22 protein-coding genes are annotated in these 22170 nt (G+C 56.6%); 11 read left to right on the forward strand and 11 right to left on the reverse strand.

Going from position 1 to position 22170, the window contains the following annotated elements:
• Nucleotides 1-21 precede the first annotated feature (21 nt).
• From AC2FIZ_RS14210 to coxB, 10 genes are all read right to left on the reverse strand, one after another.
• Complete coding sequence (locus tag AC2FIZ_RS14210) at nt 22-840, reverse strand: MBL fold metallo-hydrolase (protein WP_496791224.1); 819 nt, start codon at nt 838-840, stop codon at nt 22-24.
• Nucleotides 841-944: 104 nt separating this feature from the next.
• Nucleotides 945-1529 (reverse strand): GNAT family N-acetyltransferase, encoded by a 585-nt coding sequence (locus tag AC2FIZ_RS14215; RefSeq protein ID WP_271950493.1) that lies wholly within the window; start codon nt 1527-1529, stop codon nt 945-947.
• On the reverse strand, nt 1529-2791 hold the full coding sequence (locus AC2FIZ_RS14220) for a M16 family metallopeptidase (protein WP_142638002.1): 1263 nt from the start codon (nt 2789-2791) through the stop codon (nt 1529-1531). The genes AC2FIZ_RS14215 and AC2FIZ_RS14220 overlap by 1 nt, the downstream gene beginning before the upstream one ends.
• Entirely contained in the window at nt 2788-4176 is a 1389-nt protein-coding gene (gene thrC / locus AC2FIZ_RS14225) for a threonine synthase (protein WP_142638000.1), read from the reverse strand. The genes AC2FIZ_RS14220 and thrC overlap by 4 nt, the downstream gene beginning before the upstream one ends.
• Complete coding sequence (locus AC2FIZ_RS14230; RefSeq protein ID WP_142637998.1) at nt 4173-4850, reverse strand: SURF1 family protein; 678 nt, start codon at nt 4848-4850, stop codon at nt 4173-4175. The genes thrC and AC2FIZ_RS14230 overlap by 4 nt, the downstream gene beginning before the upstream one ends.
• Nucleotides 4851-5005: 155 nt before the next feature.
• Complete coding sequence (locus AC2FIZ_RS14235; protein WP_142637996.1) at nt 5006-5821, reverse strand: cytochrome c oxidase subunit 3; 816 nt, start codon at nt 5819-5821, stop codon at nt 5006-5008.
• A 22-nt stretch (nt 5822-5843) separates the two neighbouring features.
• Entirely contained in the window at nt 5844-6419 is a 576-nt protein-coding gene (locus AC2FIZ_RS14240; RefSeq protein ID WP_282027749.1) for a cytochrome c oxidase assembly protein, read from the reverse strand.
• Nucleotides 6419-6580 carry a cytochrome c oxidase system small membrane protein gene (locus AC2FIZ_RS14245; protein WP_185956706.1) on the reverse strand — a complete coding sequence of 54 codons (162 nt, stop codon included), beginning with the start codon at nt 6578-6580 and terminating at the stop codon, nt 6419-6421. Before AC2FIZ_RS14245 ends, AC2FIZ_RS14240 begins: the two co-directional genes overlap by 1 nt.
• Nucleotides 6577-7533, reverse strand: a complete 957-nt coding sequence (gene cyoE, locus AC2FIZ_RS14250; protein WP_142637992.1) for a heme o synthase — start codon at nt 7531-7533, stop codon at nt 6577-6579. The genes AC2FIZ_RS14245 and cyoE overlap by 4 nt, the downstream gene beginning before the upstream one ends.
• 87 nt (nt 7534-7620) lie before the next feature.
• Complete coding sequence (coxB, locus tag AC2FIZ_RS14255) at nt 7621-8532, reverse strand: cytochrome c oxidase subunit II (protein ID WP_142637990.1); 912 nt, start codon at nt 8530-8532, stop codon at nt 7621-7623.
• A 176-nt stretch (nt 8533-8708) separates the two neighbouring features.
• On the opposite strand from coxB, the gene tldD reads away from it, so the two are divergent.
• The 5 genes from tldD to AC2FIZ_RS14280 all read left to right on the forward strand — a co-directional run bounded on the left by tldD (nt 8709) and on the right by AC2FIZ_RS14280 (nt 15705).
• Nucleotides 8709-10130: a metalloprotease TldD gene (gene tldD, locus AC2FIZ_RS14260; protein WP_281995761.1), complete on the forward strand. Its 1422-nt coding sequence runs from the start codon at nt 8709-8711 to the stop codon at nt 10128-10130.
• A 238-nt stretch (nt 10131-10368) separates the two neighbouring features.
• Nucleotides 10369-11499, forward strand: coding sequence for a DNA-processing protein DprA (dprA, locus tag AC2FIZ_RS14265; RefSeq protein ID WP_281995760.1), 1131 nt, complete (start codon nt 10369-10371; stop codon nt 11497-11499).
• A 150-nt stretch (nt 11500-11649) separates the two neighbouring features.
• Nucleotides 11650-14283: a type I DNA topoisomerase gene (gene topA / locus AC2FIZ_RS14270; RefSeq protein ID WP_496791225.1), complete on the forward strand. Its 2634-nt coding sequence runs from the start codon at nt 11650-11652 to the stop codon at nt 14281-14283.
• Between the two features lie 91 nt (nt 14284-14374).
• Nucleotides 14375-15079: a CoA transferase subunit A gene (locus tag AC2FIZ_RS14275; RefSeq protein ID WP_281973275.1), complete on the forward strand. Its 705-nt coding sequence runs from the start codon at nt 14375-14377 to the stop codon at nt 15077-15079.
• Nucleotides 15079-15705: a 3-oxoacid CoA-transferase subunit B gene (locus AC2FIZ_RS14280; RefSeq protein ID WP_142637980.1), complete on the forward strand. Its 627-nt coding sequence runs from the start codon at nt 15079-15081 to the stop codon at nt 15703-15705. The genes AC2FIZ_RS14275 and AC2FIZ_RS14280 overlap by 1 nt, the downstream gene beginning before the upstream one ends.
• Before the next feature lie 43 nt (nt 15706-15748).
• On the opposite strand, the gene AC2FIZ_RS14285 is transcribed toward AC2FIZ_RS14280, so the two are convergent.
• Complete coding sequence (locus tag AC2FIZ_RS14285; protein ID WP_496703308.1) at nt 15749-16615, reverse strand: lytic transglycosylase domain-containing protein; 867 nt, start codon at nt 16613-16615, stop codon at nt 15749-15751.
• Nucleotides 16616-16967: 352 nt separating this feature from the next.
• Here AC2FIZ_RS14285 and AC2FIZ_RS14290 point away from each other — a divergent pair, with 352 nt between their 5' ends.
• The 6 genes from AC2FIZ_RS14290 to AC2FIZ_RS14315 all read left to right on the forward strand — a co-directional run bounded on the left by AC2FIZ_RS14290 (nt 16968) and on the right by AC2FIZ_RS14315 (nt 22168).
• On the forward strand, nt 16968-17174 hold the full coding sequence (locus tag AC2FIZ_RS14290) for a hypothetical protein (protein ID WP_142637976.1): 207 nt from the start codon (nt 16968-16970) through the stop codon (nt 17172-17174).
• A gap of 81 nt (nt 17175-17255) precedes the next feature.
• Nucleotides 17256-17465, forward strand: coding sequence for a hypothetical protein (locus AC2FIZ_RS14295; RefSeq protein ID WP_142637974.1), 210 nt, complete (start codon nt 17256-17258; stop codon nt 17463-17465).
• A gap of 143 nt (nt 17466-17608) precedes the next feature.
• Nucleotides 17609-18490 (forward strand): Flp pilus assembly protein CpaB, encoded by an 882-nt coding sequence (gene cpaB, locus AC2FIZ_RS14300; RefSeq protein WP_142637972.1) that lies wholly within the window; start codon nt 17609-17611, stop codon nt 18488-18490.
• A 194-nt stretch (nt 18491-18684) separates the two neighbouring features.
• The gene (locus AC2FIZ_RS14305) at nt 18685-20091 is read left to right on the forward strand and encodes a type II and III secretion system protein family protein (protein WP_142637970.1); all 1407 of its coding nucleotides are present in this window, start codon (nt 18685-18687) and stop codon (nt 20089-20091) included.
• A gap of 17 nt (nt 20092-20108) precedes the next feature.
• Nucleotides 20109-20738 carry an OmpA family protein gene (locus AC2FIZ_RS14310; RefSeq protein ID WP_142637968.1) on the forward strand — a complete coding sequence of 210 codons (630 nt, stop codon included), beginning with the start codon at nt 20109-20111 and terminating at the stop codon, nt 20736-20738.
• Between the two features lie 194 nt (nt 20739-20932).
• Complete coding sequence (locus AC2FIZ_RS14315) at nt 20933-22168, forward strand: CpaE/TadZ family protein (RefSeq protein ID WP_281973278.1); 1236 nt, start codon at nt 20933-20935, stop codon at nt 22166-22168.
• The last annotated feature ends 2 nt before the right edge of the window (nt 22169-22170 follow it).

Raw genomic sequence — 22170 nt, forward strand, 5'->3', positions numbered from 1 at the left:
GGCAACAGGTCCCGACAAGCCCTATTCCAACTCGATCAGGTATTGCGGCTCTAACACAACCACCGTTGGCCGGTCCGGAAGTGAGCGTAGGGATACGGTGAATTCAGAAACGCCATCGCGTTCAACAGGGAAATCCCCCCTGATATCCGCCAGAAACCGATCCAGCGAATAGTCTGAAAACCAATGCATCGGAATGATGACCGAACTCTTCAACCGTTTCAGAACTGTAATCATTTCGGGCAGCGGCATGGTCGTCCCGCCATCAACGGCGGCCATGACAACATCCAACCGCCCAAGGGCCGCAAATTGCGCGTCCGATGGGACGTGGTGCAGATGACCCAGATGCCCGATACACAAGCCCGCCACCTCAAACACAAAGATCGAATTGCCACGTTCTTCGACCCCGCCATAAACAGAACGGATATCGGTCGAGACATTGCGCACCAGCATCTCGTCCAGATCCAGATGATGTTCGATCCCCTCCCCGAACACGCCCCACCCCTCCAGCACATGCGGAATGGCGGGATCGGGATGCGCGGTCCAATGCGTGCCATGGGCGTGGTTCATCGTCACCACATCGGGAATCAGACTGGCCCCGCCGATGAAGCCGGTGAAATCTGTCACGGCGTTCAACCCGCCCGGCGTCTGGATCAGAAAAGACGCATGCGCGACATAGCTGATCCGGACGGAATACTCCGGCACCGGATCTTGCCACCCCGCTTTATGCAGGTATTCGATCCCTGGTGCCGCATCCGCAATGGCGATGCAATGGCTTGGCCGCCGCTCCTGTGCCACAGCCCCGCCCGAGATCACCAAAAATGAAAAAACCACCCAGCGCATAACGTGATTGTAGCGCAAGTGCCCGCCAAGTCATGCCCCTAGTTCATCTGGCCTAAAATACCTCGGGGTTTGGGGCAGAGCCCCAATGGCCTCACCGAGGCCACCTACCCGGCTTCGGTCTTCCCGCGCCGGTCTGAGCGCAGGCAGGCATATAACACATGCGTTCGCCAGCGCCCGTCAATCTGCAGATAGGACTGCGCCACGCCTTCGTATTTAAAGCCCGAGCTTTCCAGCAACCCACGCGAAGGTTTGTTTTCGGGCAAACACGCCGCCTCGATCCGACTCAGGTCCAACCGCGTGAAGGCATGATGGACCACCGCGCCAATAGCTTCGCGCATATAGCCGTTGCGGGCAAAAGCCTGACCGGTCCAATAGCCCAGGGTCCCCGCCTGTGCCGGGCCACGGCGCACATTGTCCAGCGTGATCGCACCAACCAGCAGGTCATCAGAGCGCCGGAACAGGAACAACGGAATCGCCGTCCCGCTCGCAACAGATCGCTGCGCCCAGTAGACCCGGTTGGTAAAGGACTTCCGGCTCAGATGATCCGAAGCCCAGATCGGCTCCCACTGGGTCAGAAAATCTCTGGACGAGCGCCGCAGCGCTGCCCAGTCATTAAAGTCGGAGTGCACGGGCGGGCGCAAGCTGAGCCGCTCGGTTTCAAGTTTCAGCTTGCGTCTGCCCAGAAGCATCACGCCGCGCGCCTCTCCTGCAAGTCCGCGAGTGTGGGTGCACCTGATACCGGACCATACAGCGCCAGCGCCGCTGGCGCTTGTGCTGCTATCTGCTCGGCAAAGCTGCGGACATCTTCGGTGCTGACCGCGTCAATCTTGGCAACAGTATCCTCAAGCGACGGCACCCGTCCCCAGATCTGCACCAGACGCGCCAGACGCTCGGCCCGGTTCGAGGGGCTTTCCAGCCCCATCAGCATTCCGGCCTTCATTTGCGCACGAGCACGCGCGACCTCTTCGGGGCTCATATCCTCGGCGGCACGTTTCATTTCGTCAATGGTGATCGTCGCCAACTCACCGATCTGATCCGCAGATGTCCCCGCGTAGATCGTAGTAGTGCCGGTGTCGGCATAGGCGCCAGCCTGGGCAAAGATCGTATAGCAAAGCCCGCGCGTTTCCCGCACTTCCTGAAACAAGCGCGAAGACATACCCCCGCCCAGCGCGGTCGAATAAATCTGCGCGGTATAGATCGCGTCGTCGCGATAGCCGGGGCTTTCCAGCGCCAAAGCGAAATGAGCTTGCTCCAGTTCTTTCTCCTGCCGCGCCTCACCACCGGTAAATCGGGCCACTTCAGGGATCAAACCCTTGCGTGGTTGCAGGTGACCAAACATCTCTTCGGCCGTTTTCATCAGTGCATCGTGATCCACCGCACCAGCAGCGGATAGGATCATCTGTTCAGGGCCATAATGCTCGGCCACGAAACCCGACAGATCCTCGCGCGAGAATGCGCTGACGCGTTCAGTGGGGCCAAGTATGGTCCGGCCCAGGGGCTGATCGTGATAGCTCTGCTCTTGCAGCCAGTCAAAGATTACATCGTCGGGCGTGTCATAGGCCTGACCGATTTCCTGTAGGATCACACCGCGTTCGACCTCAATCTCGCGCGGATCGAAGATCGGGTTCAGGACGATGTCACCGATGACATCCATCGCCAGCGCCACATCGTCTTTTAGAACGCGCGCGTAATATGCCGTCACCTCGCGCGAAGTATAGGCGTTGATATACCCGCCCACATCCTCGATCGCTTCGGCAATTTGCAGCGCGGATCGCCGTTTGGTTCCCTTGAACGCCATATGCTCAAGGAAATGGGCTATGCCATTCTGTTCGATCCGCTCATTGCGCGCACCGGCGGTTACCCAGATGCCTATGGCCGCAGATTGCAGCCCCGGCATATGTTCACTGACGATACGGAAGCCGTTCTTCAGTTGGTCTTGTCTGACAGTCACTCGGCGATATGCCCTTTGATATGATCCTCAAGGGCGCCCAGATCATTGGCGATGCGGGTCACCCGTTCCGGACGTTCATACAGATCAGACATGCGAGAGGGAAGAGGCGGATGTACGCCACTCGCATTCTCGACCGCAGCCGGGAACTTGGCCGGGTGTGCAGTCGCCAAAGTGATCATCGGGACGTTCGCGTCGCGGTGCTCCTCGGCAACTTTGATACCCACGGCAGTATGGGGGCAGACCAGTTCGGTGCTGTGGGCCAGCGTGGCTGTGATCGTCGCCAGTGTTTCCTCTTCGGACACGCGGCCCGAGTCGAAGCTTTCGCGCAACGCTTCCATCGCGCCTTGGCTGACATTGAAGCCGCCCGTCTTCAGCTCGTCCATCAGCTGAGCCACAGAATTGCCATCCTCGTCATAGGCATAATACAGCGCCCGTTCAAAGTTCGAGCTGACCTGAATATCCATCGAAGGACTGATCGAAGGGATCGTGTCTCCCTTGAAATACCCTTCGCCTGCCAGACACCGATGCAGAATGTCATTCTGGTTGGTCGCCACTACCAAGCGGTCAATCGGCAATCCCATGCGTTTGGCCAGATAGCCCGCAAAGATGTCCCCGAAATTACCCGTAGGCACGGTAAAGCTGACCTTGCGATGTGGCGCGCCAAGGCTGACCGCAGCTGAGAAGTAATAGACGATCTGTGCCAGCACGCGGGCGAAGTTGATCGAGTTCACCCCCGCCAGTTTCACACCGTCACGGAAGTCGAAATCGTTGAACATATCTTTCAGCGCGGCCTGACAGTCGTCAAAGTCCCCGTCGACGGCCAGAGCATGCACATTGCTGTCCGAAGGTGTGGTCATCTGACGACGCTGCACCTCCGAAACGCGGCCATGCGGATACAGGATAAACACGTCTACCGCATCCAGCCCCCGGAACGCCTCAATCGCGGCCGAACCGGTATCACCGCTGGTCGCGCCCACGATAGTCACCCGATCCCCGCGACGCTTCAGCGCTACCTGGAACAACTGACCGATTAGCTGCATGGCGAAGTCTTTGAAGGCCAGTGTCGGGCCGTGAAACAACTCCAGCAGGAAGTGGTTCTCGTTCAACTGCTTCAACGGTGCGCGGGCGTCATGGCCGAACCCTTTATAGGCGCGGGCAATGATCTGTTTGAACTCATCTTCCCCAAATGATCCGCTGACATAGGGCCACATCACACGAAAGGCGATCTCCTCATAGGACAGGCCGGCCAAAGCAGCGATGTCATCCTGGCTCATCACCGGGATCTCGGCGGGCAGATACAGGCCGCCGTCGCGGGCCAGCCCGGTCAGCATCGCCTCTTCAAAACTCAGTTCGGGCGCCTGCCCGCGGGTTGAGACATATTTCATTGCGCTTCACTTTCTGATGGGGCGCGACCGCGCCACAGGAAATAACCAGTCATCGCAGCCCAGACCAAAGCCAGGCCAAACCATGTGATCGCGTATCCCAGATGATCATTCGGGATGCCCGCAGTGTCCACTGGCAGAGGGGTCACATTCGGATCGGTTTGGGACCGTGCGATCAGCAGAACCGGGTCGGTTCCCAGAGCTGCGGCAAGAGCGGGAACATCGCGGGCAAACCAGATATTAGCAGACAAATCGGGTTCGGGCGTATAGCCGTCGATCTCATCCGGCCAGTGCAGATTGCCCGTCAGTTCGATCTGCCCGGTATGTCTTTCAACCTGTTTGGCAGTGGTTGGGATAAAACCGCGATCGACCAGAATAGTCCGGTCGCCAGTATCGAAAGCTTGGATAACTCGATAGCCAGCGCCTACTTGTTTCACCGAAACCAGAACATGGATTTCACCCGGCTGCATCTCACCCTGGACGAAAACCGGTAAGTACTTGTCCCGTGTCTCGGAAGGCTGCTGCGGCAGGGAAACAGGTTCAGCGGAGATCCGGTCGTTAATCTCGGCCAACACGTCTTGTTTCCACCCAAGCCGCTGTACCTGCCAGACGCCCAGCGACACAAGCACACCCAGACCGGCGAGCCCGAAGATCAGCAGGAAAGTTATGCGGCGCATGGCGGGGTCAAACCTTGTTGCAGAAACCGGCGTCTTGTTAAGGGCGGTGTGAACTGAATTGCAACCACCCATTTGTATCGGGTGCAATCTTGCACCCTGATAGAGAAAAAGCCGCCCTTGGGGGCGGCTTTTGCAATTTTGTTACCGGTCCGGCGTCAGATCAAAGGGGCTTGTCCCCAGATATAGACTGCGAAGAACAGGAACAGCCAGACAACGTCAACAAAGTGCCAGTACCAGGCCGCGGCCTCGAAACCGACGTGCTTTTCCGGCGTGAAATCACCCTTCAGTGCCCGGATTAAACAGACCGACAAGAAGATGGTGCCGATAATCACGTGGAAGCCGTGAAAGCCGGTTGCCATGAAGAAGTTCGAATAGAACTGATCACCACCGAATTTCCAGCCCTCATGGGCCAGCAATTCGTAGTACTCAAAGCCCTGCAGAGCGGTAAATGCGATGCCCAAAACGATACCAATAGCGAGGCCGTTGATCAGCGCCTTCCGGTCATTGTCATGCACCAGCGCGTGGTGTGCCCAGGTGATGGCACAGCCCGAAAGCAGCAGGACCAGCGTGTTGATCAGCGGCAAGTGGAACGGGTCAACCGCGTGGATATCCGGCTGGATGTACTCGGTGCCCGCATAGTCGTACATCGGGTACATACGGTGTTTGAAGAACGACCAGAACCAGGCGAAGAAGAACATCACCTCGGACATCACGAACAGGATGAACCCATAGCGCAGGCCAATGCGCACGACCGGCGTGTGATCGCCTACACGGCTTTCGGCCACCACTTCGGACCACCAGGCGAACATGGTGTAAAGAACCGCGACAAGACCGGCCCAGAACATGTAGGAGGTGACGCCGTGCATCCAGAGGACGGCCCCGAACAACATCACAAAGCCGCCCGCAGCGCCGATCAGTGGCCAGATCGAAGGGGTCAGAATGTGGTAATCATGATTTTTTGCGTGTGCCATCAGCGTCCCTCACCTACAGGCGTTAGTTCTTGTTTGTATCAGCCTGAACATCAAGGGCGGCATAGCCCTCGGGCAGGTCAATTTCGTAGAATGTATACGACAGAGTGATCGTATGCACATATTTGGCTTCCAGATCCTCGACCATTTCGGGATCGACGAAAAAGCTCACCGGCATCTGAACCCGTTCTCCGGGTTGCAACACCTGTTCTTCAAAACAGAAACAGGCGATCTTCTGGAAATACCCACCGGCCGAATAAGGCGCAACGTTGTAAGACGCCTGACCGGCAATCGGGCGGTCAGTGGGGTTATATGCCTCATAGAAGGCCAGGCCCGTTTCACCGATGCGGATTTCCATCTGGCGCTCGACCGGCTTAAATTCCCAGGCCATGTCTTTCGCCTTTGAGGCGTCAAAGCGAACGGTAACAGTGCGCTCAAGGATGTCCTCTGGCGCGGCTACAGCCACTCCGGTTGTGCCGCCATACCCGGTGACCCGGCAAAACCAGTCGTAAAACGGTACCGAAGCCCAGGCGAGGCTGCCCATCAGAACAACAACGCCGACGGTTTGCACGACGGTTTTTTGCGGCCCCGTGAGCGCCATCAGTTCTGCACCTCTTGCATGGCCCTGTTAAAATCGGTCCCTGAGACTTTGACGATCGTCAGCCCAAAGATCAGCACGATGAATGCAGCAAGCGTCAGGCCAACGCCCAGATTTCGGCTGAACCGACGTTGATGCAACTCATGGCTTTTGCGCAGGCTCATGCCCAGCCTCCCAGCCCGTAAGGCTTCAGCAGCGCTTCGGCAAGGATCGCGCCGAAATGCAGGAAAAGGTACAGCAGCGAGAGCTTGAAAAAGCCACGCTCAACTTTGAAGTTATCAGCCTCGGAGTCATCCTCGGTCCGACGCGAGATTGCCCATGCTCCGCGCAGGAACAACGCGTTCAGTACAATAGCGACGGTCAGATAGATCGGGCCGCCGATTGCCGAAAAGCCGGTTCCAATCGCAAGCACTGCCAGCAGAACGGTGTAGACCAGAATATGCCAGCGCGTCGCCCGCCGACCATGGGTTACCGTCAACATCGGCACACCCGCATCGTCGTAATCCGACCGCATAAACAGGGCCAGCGCCCAGAAATGCGGCGGCGTCCACATGAAGGTGAGGGCAAACATCAGCCAAGGTTCGACGGACATGGATCCGGTTGCAGCGACCCAGCCGATGACTGGCGGGAAAGCCCCAGCTGCGCCGCCAATCACGATGTTCTGTGGCGTCGAACGCTTGAGCCACATCGTGTAGACAACGACATAGAAGAAGATGGTGAAGCCCAGAAAGGCTCCGGCGAACCAGTTGGTTGCAAGACCCAGCATGATCACCGACAGGCCGGACAGTGCCAGGCCCAAGGCCATCGCTTCGCCCTCTTGTACCTTGCCCGACGGTATGGGGCGACCTTTGGTGCGCTTCATAACGCGGTCGATATCTGCATCCCACCACATGTTCAGCGCGCCGGATGCGCCACCTCCGATGGCAATGAACAATATCGCGCAGAACCCAACGAACGGATGTACCGGTACCGGCGCTGCCAGCAGACCAACAAGCGCCGTGAATACAACCAGCGACATCACGCGCGGCTTCAGCAGGGCGAAGTAATCGCCAAAGCTGGCCTCATTCGCATACGCTTGGGCGGTCGTTTGGCTTGCATTGATGCTTGCGTCGCTCATCTCGGGTCCTTTTGGGGCGAAGGCTGTGCGATCTCTCGCACAGCCTGCATCTTGTAGCAGGCGGGACGCATCCCGCCCTTACTGAAATCAGTTCGAAGCGACCTGATAGTTCTGCGGCAGGCCCGCATACTCGTCGATCGCACCTTTCAGCCACGCGTCATACGCCTCTTGGCTGACAACTTTGACAGTGATCGGCATATAGGCATGGTCTTTGCCGCACAGTTCCGAACACTGGCCGAAATAGATGCCTTCCTTTTCGGCCTCAAACCACAGCTCAGCCAGGCGTCCGGGTACACCGTCCTGCTTCACACCGAAGGACGGAATGGTCCAGGAATGGATCACGTCGGACGCAGTCACTTGCATCACGATGACCTTGCCAACCGGGACAACTACCGCTGTGTCGGTGGCCAGCAGCCACTCATCGTCGCTATACCCTGCGTCTGCCAGCTTGGCCCGCATCGCGTCATCCAGGACAAATGCCGTCACGTCCGCATCGGCGGGGCGAGTACCTTCGTCCAACGTGGCTGGGTGGCCGAGCAGATAGCTGTCGAATGCAAAATCGTGATCGACATACTCATATGTCCAATACCACTGGTTGCCGACAACCTTGATAACGACATCACCTTCGGGAATTTCCTGCTGCTTGAACAGAACCGGCAGAGAGAAAGCACCGATGAATACTAGAATCAGAATCGGACCCAACGTCCAGACGATCTCGACCGGAGTATAGTGCGAGAATCGCGCCGGGGTCGGGTTGACGCGTTGGTTATAACGCATGATGCAGTAAACCAGCAGGCCCGCAACGAATATGCAGATCGCGGTAATAATCACCAGAATCATATTATCCAGGCGATGAATCCCCTCGGCAAGGCTTGTGGCTGCAGGCTGGAATCCTATGCCGCCGTCAACCGGCTGACCGATAATCTCAAGCTCCTGAGCCATGGCGGGAAGGCTGGAGAGGGCTGTCATAAGCCCCGAAAGCTTCAAAGCGTTCTTCATTTTCTGTCCTGATCGTTTGATCTTTGCGTCCCTGGCGAAAAGGTGTGAATCGGCCACACCTCACCCGTTGTCTTTGGCCGCGTTAAAAACCATATTCCTGCGGGTAGATAAAGCAAAATGCTTGCGTCAAACAGACGCTATTTTTGATCTGGATCAAACTCGAAAGGTCCCAAGAGATGCCCAACGACCCGTTTCGCCCGTTTGAAAGCGCTCTTCCACATGACGAAGCGCTTGCAGTACTGCAATCCGCCACCGCCGGGGCCGAGGACGGAGAACTGTACGTTGAACGCCGGAAATCCGAGTCTCTGGTCTTTGATGACGGGCGCTTGCGGACCGCTTCTTATGACGCGTCCGAAGGTTTCGGCCTGCGCGCCGTGCAGGGCGAAGTGGCAGGCTATGCGCATTCAACGGACGTCTCGATTCCTGCCCTGAAACGGGCCGCCGAGACCGCGCGGCTGGCGGTCGGTGATGGTGGCGGTACGCTAGCCGATGCCCCCCGGGCCACCAACAAGCGCCTCTATACAGACGAAGACCCGATCGAATCTGCCAGTTTTCCCGTCAAGATCGAAACATTGCGCGAGATTGACGCCTTTGCCCGTGATCTTGATCCGCGTGTAGTACAGGTCAGCGCCACTATTGCTGCTGCGGTGCAGGAGGTTGAGATTCTACGCCCTGACGGCATTCTGGTCCGCGATGTCCGCCCCATGACCCGGTTGAATATCTCAGTCATCGTGGAACAGAACGGCCGTCGTGAGAGCGGCTCGACCGGTGGAGGTGGCCGGATCGGCCTGGACGGGCTGATCGACCCAACCGACTGGCAGGATAAAGCCCGCGAGGCCCTTCGCATCGCCATGGTCAACCTCGAGGCTGTTCCCGCCCCTGCGGGCGTGATGGAGGTCGCACTGGGCCCTGGCTGGCCCGGCATCTTGCTGCACGAAGCAATCGGCCACGGCCTTGAAGGGGATTTCAACCGCAAGGGCAGTTCCGCCTTTGCCGGGCTGATGGGTCAACAGATCGCGTCCAAAGGTGTGACGGTCGTTGATGACGGCACAATCGCAGACCGGCGCGGGTCAATCAGCGTCGATGATGAGGGTACACCCAGTTCGCGCACTGTGCTGATCGAAGACGGCATCCTTACCGGATATATGCAGGATCGCCAAAACGCCCGTCTGATGGGTGTTGCGCCAACCGGGAATGGGCGGCGTCAAAGCTATGCCCATAAACCAATGCCACGGATGACAAATACAATCATGTTGGGTGGCGATGCCGATCCCGCCGCTTTGGTAGCCAATATAAAGGATGGCATCTGGGCGGTTGGCTTTGGCGGCGGCCAGGTGGATATCACCAATGGCAAGTTCGTGTTTTCCTGCACCGAGGCATACCGGGTTGAAAACGGCAAAATCGGCGCGCCGGTCAAAGGGGCAACATTGATTGGCGATGGCCCCTCTGCCCTCAAACGCGTTCGCGGGTTGGGCAACGACATGGCCCTGGATCCGGGAATGGGCACTTGCGGCAAGGATGGTCAATGGGTGCCTGTGGGCGTTGGCCAACCTACGGTCCTGATGGATGGGCTGACGATTGGCGGATCGGCGGCCTAATTAGAATCGGTCACTGCTTCCAAAGCGCAGGGTTAACGCCCGCTTTGGATATGCATTGATACTTTGCGGAGAGGTGTTTTCCGACTTCCGACTCGGCTGTATTTTTTGCCGTTGTTTTTCAACAACCTACGCAACTGAGACACCCGAGCCTCGAAATATATCCGGAAAATTTGACGGGATTCACACGCTGTTAACCCTGGCAGCTGTAAACCAGTTCTGCAATCAGACGGAGCAACGGATGACCGAAGAGCAGCTTTCTTCCAATCACCCCACACTCCCACCCACCACGGAAGAGGATCGGTTTTCCTGGCTTCGTCTGTTGCGTTCTCGCAAAGTGGGCCCGGCGACGTTTCGGCGGCTGCTTCGCGAACATGGCTCGGCGCAGAATGCGCTGGCCGCGCTGCCGGAAATGGCACGCGCTGCCGGAATAGAAGGGTATGAAATCTGCCCGCCCGGCGTGATTGAGGCGGAACTCAAGGCCGCAAAAGCTGCCAATGCGCGGCTTTTGTGCCTAGGGTCCGCCGATTTCCCATCCGCTTTACATGATCTGAATGATGCTCCGCCAATGTTGTGGGCAATCGGTGACACCTCTCTTTTACAGCGCCCCTCGGTCGCTATGGTCGGTGCCCGCAACTGCTCATCTCTGGGCGCGCGAATGGCGCGCGGATTGGCGACCGATCTGGGAAAACAGGGTTATGTGATTGTTTCTGGCCTGGCCCGCGGGATTGATACCGCGGCGCACCTAGCCACGGTTGAAACAGGCACCATCGCCGTTATGGCGGGGGGGGTCGACGTGGTTTACCCTGCTGAAAATACCGATCTTGCCGCTGAAATCGCAGGTTCCGGGCTTCGCGTCTCGGAACAACCGATGGGCGTCACGCCACAGGCGCGCCATTTCCCGCGTCGCAACCGGATCATCTCGGGCCTGGCAAAGGCCGTTATTGTGGTCGAAGCCGCCGCCAAATCCGGCAGCCTGATTACAGCGCGCGACGCCTTGGACCAGGGGCGCGATGTTCTGGTCGTACCCGGGCACCCCTTTGACGCGCGTGCGGCCGGCTGCAACCTGCTGATCCGCGACGGTGCTACTTTGATAAGGTCTGCAGAAGATGTGATCGAAGCGCTACCGCAGCAAGCGAACCTATTCGAACCCCAGCAAATGCTCCAAAAGAATTTACCCCGCACACCATGCTCAACCAATGACCTGGAACGCCTAATTCTGACCCGGCTCGGCCCCTCTCCTATCGCCGAAGACCAGTTGATCCGCGATGTTGAGGCAACGGCGGGTGAAATTGCCCCGGTTTTGGTCGATCTAGAACTGGACGGACGTATTCAACGCCAACCCGGGGGTCTTCTGTCATTGACCGCCTGAGTGTTGGATATCCAAGCTTACACATGTATCCCATTGAAATCGCATATAAATCCTTGCTTTCAAAGGAACGCATTGACAATTCGCTCTTGCCCTACACATCTTGCACACTCATAGAAGGCGCCAATTCCGTCGAGCGAGGTTTCCCCTTAAATGCCTGTTGTTGTTGTAGAATCCCCTGCCAAGGCCAAAACAATCAATAAATATCTTGGCCCGGACTACACGGTTCTGGCGTCTTACGGCCATGTTCGAGATCTGCCGCCCAAAGATGGCTCGGTCGATACCGAGGATGAGTTTGCGATGAAATGGGAGGTCGGGAACGACAGCCGCAAACATGTCAAAGCCATCGCCGACGCGCTGAAAGAAGACAACGCCCTGATCCTCGCCACCGACCCCGATCGTGAGGGTGAAGCGATCAGTTGGCATTTGCAGGAAGCACTGACCAAACGCCGGTCGATCAAAAAGGATACGCCTGTCAGCCGGGTGACCTTCAACGCCATCACTAAGGACGCAGTGACCGAGGCGATGCGAAACCCCCGTCAGGTGGACATGCCACTTGTCGAGGCCTATCTGGCCCGCCGTGCCCTGGATTATCTTGTGGGGTTTAACCTGTCGCCCGTCTTGTGGCGCAAACTGCCTGGTGCAAAATCCGCAGGCCGCGTGCAGTCTGTCTGCCTGCGCCTGATTGTCGAGCGAGAGATGGAAATCGAGGCGTTCAAACCGGTGGAATACTGGTCGGTGCGCGCCCTGTTCGAAACACCCCGTGGTCAGACCTATGAGGCACGCCTGGTCACACTGGCCGGTAAAAAGCTGGACAAGCACGATCTGTCCAACTCAACCCAGGCCGAACTGGCGGTGCAGGCGATCACCAGCCGCGCGCTCAGTGTCACTTCGGTCGAGGCGAAACCCGCCGCTCGAAATCCCAGCGCACCCTTCATGACCTCGACCCTGCAGCAAGAGGCCAGCCGCAAGTTCGGCATGGGTGCGCGTCACGCGATGCAAGTGGCACAGCGCTTGTATGAGGCCGGCTACATTACCTATATGCGAACCGATGGCATCGACATGGCCCCCGAGGCCGTGGCGGCTACGCGCGAGACCATCGCCGACCGCTATGGCGCGGAATATGTGCCGGACAGCCCTCGCATTTATAAGAACAAGGCAAAGAACGCGCAGGAAGCCCACGAATGCATCCGGCCTACGGATATGACCCGCGATACCAAAGCGCTGAAGGTAACGGACGACGATCAGCGCAAGCTCTATGACCTGATCTGGAAACGCACCATTGCCTGCCAGATGGCTGCTGCCCGGCTGGAACGCACAACTGTCGAAATCGGCAGCGAAGATGGGCAGGTTGGCCTGCGCGCGACCGGTCAGGTGGTGATGTTTGACGGGTTCATGCGTGTCTATGAAGAAGGCCGCGATGATGTCGCCGATGAGGATGACAAACGCCTGCCCCAGATCATGCAGGGCGACCCCGCACGGTTCTCTAAAACCACGTTGCGGGATCAGTTCACCAAAGCGACAAGCGATGGCACGGACCGGGCCGCGAAAGAGGCTATTCTGTCAGACAATGAATCAGTTCTGGCGCTGCAACATCACACTCAACCGCCGCCGCGCTATACCGAGGCGACGCTGGTCAAGCGGATGGAAGAGCTGGGGATCGGGCGACCGTCGACCTATGCCTCGATTGTCACAACGATTCAGGACCGGGAATATGTACGCAAGGACAAGAACCGGCTGATCCCCGAAGAAAAGGGGCGGATCGTCACGATTTTTCTGCTGAACTTCTTCCGTCAGTATGTCGGTTATGAATTCACCGCCAATCTGGAAGAACAGCTGGACGATGTGAGTGCAGGTGATCGGGACTATAAGGATCTGTTGGGCAAATTCTGGCGCGACTTCTCGGCCGCGATTGGCGAGACATCGGAACTGCGCATTTCCGAAGTGCTGGACAAACTGGACGAAGCATTGGCACCGCAGCTCTATCCGCCACGCGAGGATGGATCTGACCCGCGTGTCTGTCCGAAATGCGGCGCAGGCCAGTTGCACCTGAAAACTTCACGCACTGGCGGGTTCGTCGGCTGCGGCAACTATCCCGAATGCACCTATACCCGTCCTATCGCCGGTGAAGGTGCCGAGGGTGAAGAGCGCCTGCTGGGTGAAGATTCAGGTGATGATATCTGGCTGAAGACCGGTCGGTTCGGACCTTATGTTCAACGTGGAGAGCCAACGCCCGAGAACAAGAAACCTCCGCGCGCCTCGCTGCCACGTGGCTGGAGCAAGGATGATATGGATCTGGACAAGGCGCTGACATTGCTATCCCTGCCCCGCCAGATTGGTGAGCACCCCGAGGGCGGTATGATCAGCTCGAATTTCGGGCGGTTCGGACCATATCTGATGCACCAGCTGGCGGATGAGGCCAAACCGGTTTATGCAAACCTCAAAGACCCCAATGACGTGTTCGAGATCGGCATGAACCGCGCGGTCGAATTGCTTGCTGAAAAGCGCTCCAATCCGGGACGCGGACGCCGGGCTGCGGCCAAAGCGCTGAAAGAACTGGGGGAACATCCCGATGGTGGCGCAATGCAGGTTCTGGATGGGCGCTATGGTCCATATGTGAAGTGGGAAAAGGTCAACGCGACCATTCCCAAGGACATCAAACCCGAGGACGTAACGCAGGAAATGGCCATCGAACTGGTCAATGAGCGCGCGGCCCTGAAAGGGGCCAAGAAAAAGGCGGCGCCCAAGAAAAAAGCCGCCAAGAAGACAACCAAGAAGGCCGGTTAGGTAGAAATACCACCCTTCGCCCGGTTTCATTGACTTCCCCGTGACGTGACGGCACAACCTGCCCAACACCATCTCATTGGGGGAGTTTTCCATGAAGAAAATCTATGCCAATGCCAACGAAGCGCTCGATGGCGTGCTTTCGGATGGCATGTTGATCGCCGCTGGCGGGTTTGGCCTGTGCGGGATTCCCGAGCTTCTGCTTGAGGCAATCAAGACCTCGGGTGCCAAAGACCTGACCTTTGCCTCGAACAATGCGGGCGTGGACGATTTCGGTATCGGTATCCTGCTGCAAACGAAGCAGGTCAAAAAGATGATCAGTTCATATGTGGGCGAAAACGCCGAATTCATGCGTCAGTACCTCAGCGGTGAGCTTGAACTGGAATTCAACCCTCAAGGCACCCTGGCCGAACGGATGCGCGCAGGTGGTGCCGGGATCCCGGGTTTCTACACAAAAACGGGCGTAGGCACTGTTATTGCCGATGGGAAAGAACACAAAGACTTCAACGACGAGACCTATATTCTCGAAGAAGGTATTTTTGCAGATCTGGCGATTATCAAGGCGTGGAAAGCCGACGACACCGGCAATCTGGTGTTCCGCAAAACCGCCCGAAACTTCAACGTGCCCGCCGCCACTTGCGGCAAGATCTGTGTGGTCGAAGTTGAAGAGATCGTGCCCCGTGGCTCTCTGGACCCTGACATGATCCACCTACCTGGAATTTACGTGCATCGCATCATTCAGGGCAATCACGAAAAGCGCATCGAACAGCGCACCACCCGCAAGAAGGAGGACGCATAATGCCCTGGGACCGCAATCAGATGGCCGCCCGCGCAGCGCAAGAGCTCGAAGACGGCATGTATGTAAACCTCGGCATCGGTATCCCGACGCTGGTGGCAAATTATGTTGGCGACAAGGATATCACCCTGCAATCCGAAAACGGAATGCTTGGTATGGGTCCCTTTCCTTTCGAGGGCGACGAAGACCCGGACCTGATCAACGCAGGCAAGCAGACGATCACCGAACTGTCTCGGACTGCTTATTTCGACAGCGCTACGTCTTTCGCCATGATCCGGGGCGGCAAAATCGCTGCGGCAATCCTGGGTGCTATGGAAGTGGATGAAAAAGGCGATCTGGCCAACTGGATGATTCCCGGCAAGCTGGTCAAAGGCATGGGCGGCGCGATGGATTTGGTTGCAGGTGTCGGACGTGTGATCGTGGTTATGGATCACACCAACAAACACGGTGAATCGAAAGTGCTGAAAGAGTGCACCCTGCCGCTGACGGGCAAGGGTGTTGTGGATCGCATCATCACCAATTTTGGAGTTCTGGATGTGGTCGATGGCGGCCTGAAGATCGTAGAGCTCGCAGATGGTGTCAGCGAAGATGAGATGCGCGCCGCGACACAGGCGACGATTGTCGACTGATCAATTCACCTAATGGCAAGGCCCACTTCAGTGTGGGCCTTGGTCAATTAAGAGCCTGAAACACGCACCCGTCAGAAATCAACTCGGGCGGTGTCGAACACAGCGCTCGCGCCACCTGAAAAGCCGCGAGAACCTTGGGCACATAGTCCCGTGTTTCCGCATAAGGCGGTACACCACCATGTTTGCGAACCGCACCCTCGCCCGCATTATATCCGGCCAGGACCAGGATCGGGTCGTTTCCAAACTCTTCCATCAGCCAGTTCAGGTATTTCACTCCGCCCGAGATGTTCTGCCCCGGGTGAAGGCTGTCCTCGACCCCAAATCGTTTCGCGGTCGCGGGCATAAGCTGCATCAGCCCCTGCGCTCCGGCCGAACTTTCCGCCTTTTCCCGGCCTGCAGATTCAACCGAGATGACGGCCAGCACCAACGCAGGCGACACATTTGTCCCTACGGTCGAGCGTAAAATGTCGATCCCCTGCCGCTGAGCAATATTCTGAAGCGTCTGCAATCGGGGCGAGGCTACGTTTATGGCGGCAAGCGCATTTATCGAATCCTGCAAACGACCCGAACTGGCCTCATCTATCCCGGGCGAGATCTTGTCCCAGAACGCTTTATATGACCCGACGGGTTTGTTTTGCGGCGTAATTCCCGGAAGCCCCGGAGGCGTAACACGTGTCCTCGCGATAATCTCAGGAACTACGATCTCAGCCCCTGTGCTGGGCGCCGAAGGTGCTGAGGCATGTTCTGTAGGCGATATCTGAACGGTAATGCGCGGACGTTGGCCGGGTTTAGGTGCTTTGATCCGTTTATATACGCCACGCGGTTCGACTTCGTTGGCGGGGACAGACACAGGTGCCGACACCACTGCCAGCGCCAAGCCGGCGCAAGTTATTGCGTTCCGGAGATTCATTTGCCTGCCTCACGTTCTCTTTTGCGTCAATTTGAACCCCGAATCTGTCTGTAAGGCCAGAAAAACAATGTGAATTGGGGCAATTTCGCCTCATTTGGCGCCATTTTGCATCGGGTTTTATCGGTACTCGTACGAAGGGATTATTTTTATTTCTTTAATTTCAATTAGTTAATCGGAAAGCTACCAAAAAGTTAAGCTGAGGCACAAAAATTTGGGGTTTGGCCCAATTCCTGCCACGCCCAACAGGCAAACATAATGCCATACCGAGACGATCGGGAGCGGACTGAGAGACGAAGCTCTGGAAGACGCCGAGGTTCATTAGACTTATTAGATCCTTTAGGAGGGACGTAACATGATCAAGTTCATCAAGAACTTCACCACTGACGAAGACGGCGCCGTAACAGTAGACTGGGTCGTTCTGACCGCAGCTGTTGTTGGCCTGGCCGCCGTTGCTTGGACACAGGTTAGCGACGGTGTCGACGATCTGGCTGGCGACATTGACACCGCCCTGACGGGTGTTGTTGTTACTGCACCTAACGCGGGCCCAACAACCCCGTAATTATTTAGATAGAATTTTGAAGGGGGCTGCGCTCGTCAGATCGCGGCCCCCTTTTTTATAGAAAAAAGACGAGGTCCTGCGATGAAGGGTATTTCAAAATTCTTATCCGGGGAACATGGCGCAATCACCGTTGATTGGGTGGTGCTTACTGCTGCGCTGGTCGGCCTTGGACTTGTCACCGTATTCAATTTGACGGGCGGGGTACAACACGTCGATACCGAGACGGGTAACGCACTTCGCGGTATAGAGGTCTATTCTGCGAATCAGGAACAGGCATCGGAATCAGATTGATCAATCTGGCACTAAGGACACGGGCGTCAAAAAAATACTTCATTGTCCCCCTTTTCGACACAATTCTCCTGTAACCAATAGTCAGTTGAAGTCGTATTCCCTATGACGACTGACATCGCATACAAATAAATGAGGGAACGCGCATGCGTGCAGTATTTGGACTTGTCCTGATTGTTGGGGTGGCTCTGGCAGGAGGAGCTGTTTATATGGCGCGGGACTATATTTCTCAGTATCAGGCGGAATTGGCCAGAGAACGTTTGGCGGCTCAGGAAGCATTGGCAAATGTTAAGTCCGTCCCGACGGTGGACGTTCTGGTTTCGAACCGTGCTCTTAAATATGGTGAGCGTCTGGCCGCTGAAGATGTGCGGATCGTGAAATGGCCTGAGGATGCAATTCCCGAAGGAAGCTTCCTTGAAATGGCCGTCCTGTTTCCAGAGGACGCCAGTGGCGACCGCTTCGTTCTGAGGACCATGGAAAAAGACGAAGCCCTGATGGAGGTCAAAGTAACCAAACCAGGCGAGGCAGCGGGTCTGACATCACGAATCGCGAAAGGTAAGCGCGCATTTGCAATCAGCGTGGACGTTGCCTCGGGCGTATCCGGCTTCCTTCGCCCTGGGGACAGTATCGATGTTTATTGGACCGGTTCGTATGGTGGCGGAATCGATGGGTCGCGCGGTGAAATCACCCGCCTGATTCAAACCAGCATTGAGTTGATCGCTGTTGACCAGAGCGCCGGGTCCGATCTGACCGGAGCCACGATCGCGCGCACCGTTACGGTCGCTGCTACTCCGGAACAAATCGCGGCACTGGCTCAGGCTCAGAACACCGGCCGCCTGTCTTTGGCGCTGGTTGGCGTGCAAGACGACACAATCGCAAGCGCGGTCGAAGTTGACCAAAGAAAACTTCTGGGCATTAAAGATGTCGTCCCCGTGGCACCCAAAATCGCGGAAGAGGTCTGTACGGTCAAGACGCGCCGCGGTGCCGAGATCGTCGATACGGGAATAGTAACACCCTGCACAAATTAACAGAAAATCAGTGCGTTACATGACCGGGGCCGCGCGAATTGCGCGGCCCTAATTTGTTCGCATGTTGCGCATTGTCCACATAAGGAAAATTCCAGAAACCATTGATTATTGCAATAAATTCTCAATTCGCGCAGTGTTATCAGACATAAGGCAGTAGCCGCAAAAAACGAGGCGTGATCGGAGAGGCAGGTCACATGAAAAGAAGTTCCTGGATAAGCGCAGCCCTATTGGGCTTGGCGCTCGTAGTTGGCCCAGTCGGCAATGCTGCCTGGGCTGAAACACTTCGCGTGGTAAAGAAGGGTACAGCGGAAACGCTTGATGTGCCAATGAACCGCGCAATAGTTGTAGAAAGTGAGCAACCGTTTGCCGAACTCAGCATCGCCAATGCAGGCATCGCTGATATTTCGTCGCTTTCGGATCGTACTATCTATGTTTTGGGTAAGGCTCCTGGCCTGACGACCCTGACATTGTTCGACGGTGCAGGTAATCTACTTGCTAATGTTCGGGTCCGTGTGGCACCGGATGTTACCGAGTTTAAAGAACGTCTGCGCCAGATTTTGCCGACCGAGCCTATCGAAGTTCGCACCGCCAATGACGGTATCGTTCTTTCTGGCACAATTTCTAGCGCTGCCAAGTTGGCGCGGGCATTGGAGCTGGCAGAGCGCTATGCACCGGAGCGCGTATCGAACCTGATGTCGGTTGGCGGCGTTCAGCAGGTCATGCTGAAAGTGCGCTTTGCCGAGATGAATCGGTCGGTGGCTAAAAGCCTGACTGCATCGCTTGGATTCGGCGGCAGTGATGTGACTGGCGGTATCAACACGCTGAACAATGCTGGTGCTTTGGCAAATGCCCTGAACAACAACATTCCGGCGGTACAGACGAATACCGGCGCTATTCTGTTCGGCTTTGGCGCAGGCTCCACACAGGTTCGTCTGCTGCTGGAGGCACTCGAGTCCAAAGGACTGGCGCGCAGCCTTGCAGAGCCTAACCTATCCGCACTTTCGGGTCAGGAAGCGACGTTCCTTGCAGGTGGTGAAGTTCCTATTCCGGTACCGCAGGACGACGGCGTAATTGCGATTGAATACAAAGCCTTCGGTGTTGAAATCGACTTTATCCCCCGCGTTGTGGATGGTGATCTGATCAACCTTGAAATGGCTGCTGCCGTGTCAGCTATCGATGGTTCGTCGAACTTCACCATTCAAGGTGATAATGTTCCATCTTTCATCACACGCCAGACCAGCACAACGGTTGAGCTGCGCGATGGTGAAAGCTTTGCGATCGCTGGCTTGATCCAGGATGATTTCACCGACCTGAACAGCCAGATTCCTTGGTTGGGTGACGTCCCGGTTCTTGGCGCCCTCTTCCGCAGCGCGGAATATCAGCGTCAGCAAAGTGAACTGGTGATCATCATCACAGCCCACCTTGTGTCGCCGACTCGTGGCGAGGCACTGGCTCTGCCTACGGATCGGGTCAAACCGCCCAGCGAATTTGATCTGTTCGTCAATGGCAAAGTCGGTCGGACTGAACGTCTAGGTGCCGGTGCAGCTTCGGAAGTCGCGAATCAGGACTTCGGTAGCTCGTACGGCTACGTCCTGGATTGATTAGGAGGATAGGACCAATGCAGAAGTGGATCATCACACTGGGTCTTTCGGTCGCTGTCGCCGCATGTACGCGTGAGGCCGGATACGAAGCCGATCAAGGCGCGTTCGGGAATGCGACACTGAACAACATTCAAGTAATGAATGGCGAACTGACATATGCCCAGATCCTGGGCCAACGGTTCGCAGCCGAAGTGCCGACCCAGATCAACTTTGATTTCAACAGCGCTCAACTGGACGAAACAGCTCGGCGAGTACTCTTGCGTCAGGCGAACTGGATCAAACAGTTCCCCGAGGCACGGTTCCGGGTCTATGGCCATACGGATGCTGTTGGATCAACGGCATATAACCAAAGCCTGGGCCAGCGGCGCGCGAATGCGGCTGTTGCGTTCCTTACGCAGCAGGGTATCTCTCGCTCGCGGTTGGAGGCGGTTGTTTCATTCGGTAAGTCTCGACCTCTCGTGGCTACGCCGGATCGAGACCGTCGCAACAGGCGCACCGTGACCGAAGTATCAGGCTTCGTTGATCGTGCACCCCAGCTACTCGATGGCAAATACGCCGCTATCGTCAATCGTGAGTACGTGGAAAGCGCGGTTTATGAATCCCAGCTGCGCCGCGAAACCGCTATTGGCGATACAAGCGAACAATAAACTGTGATTGGGCGGCATCGTCGCCCAATTCCCTACAATTGGTTCTTTTGCGCCTAATTCTTGCCTAAGTTCCAAGCCACATTTTCAACAATTGGGTGACCTGCGTCCGAAAATGGCCGCAATAGGGTGACAGCAAGCCAATCCTGTCCTCTGGGCCAGGATGGTTCGCCTACCCTTCGACGAGGATTGTGTTAATGACAAGCGCCACGCCGCAAAACGAAGAGACCGCAATTCTGGCCTGCACGATCAGTCGTGATGTCCAGAATTTCGATCTGCTTATAGAAGATATGGAAGGCGCTTTGGGTGAGCGTTGGGGCGATCTCGGCTTTGCCGAAGCCCTGACATTTTTCAACCAACCCGAGGCGAATTCACTGCAATTTGTCGCGTTGGCCATTGATGGCGAGGATGAAGACAACCTGTCACTGATGGGTGAAATCATCACACAGGCAAAAGACAAAAATATCAAAATAGTTCTGATCGCCGAGGACGTGACCCCGGCTTCGCTGCATCAGTTGCTGCGCAAGGGCGCGGACGAATTCGTCCCCTACCCTCTTCCAGAAGGTGAATTGCAAGAAGCAATCGACCGGATGAACAAACCCGAACCCGTCGCCGTTGCCCCCGGATCAGATGCCGCACGTGCAGCTGGCGACTCTAAAGAGGGTGCTTTGTTTGTGATTCAGGGACTTGCCGGTGGGGTCGGGTCGACGACTATGGCCGTCAACCTAGCTTGGGAACTGGCAACGGTCTCTGACAAAGAGGCCCCTTCGGTTTGTTTGATTGACCTGGACCTGCAATACGGAACGGTTTCGACCTATCTGGATCTTCCCCGTCGAGAAACTGTATTCGAGATGCTGTCTGATACGGCGGCAATGGATGATGACGTCTTCAACCAGGCGCTTCAGTCCTATGAGGACAAGCTGCAGGTGCTAACTGCGCCTTCGGATATGGTGCCTTTGGATCTGATTACGCAAGAAGATATCGAACGGGTGATCGAAAAGGCGCGAAAGCACTTCGATTATGTGATCGTCGACATGCCAACGACATTGGTTCACTGGTCGGAAACTGTACTGCAGGCCGCCCATGTTTACTTTGCCCTGATAGAACTGGACATGCGATCGGCTCAGAACGCATTGCGCCTCAAGCGCGCTTTACAGGCCGAGGAACTACCCTTCAATAAGTTGCGTTTCGCTCTCAATCGCGCCCCGAAATTTACCGATCTGAATGGTAAGGGCCGGGTCAAGCGCATGGGTGAAAGCCTGGGTATCTCTATTGATCTTCAACTGCCGGATGGCGGCAAACCCGTGATGCAAAGCGGTGATCACGGTCTGCCATTGGCCAACGCTGCGGCCAAGAACCCACTGCGCAAGGAAATCGCAAAGCTTGCGAAGTCGCTGCACAGCCTGGGCAGCAGTAGCGCCGAAGCCGCATAACA

This window comes from Ruegeria sp. CDSB022 (assembly GCF_059611145.1).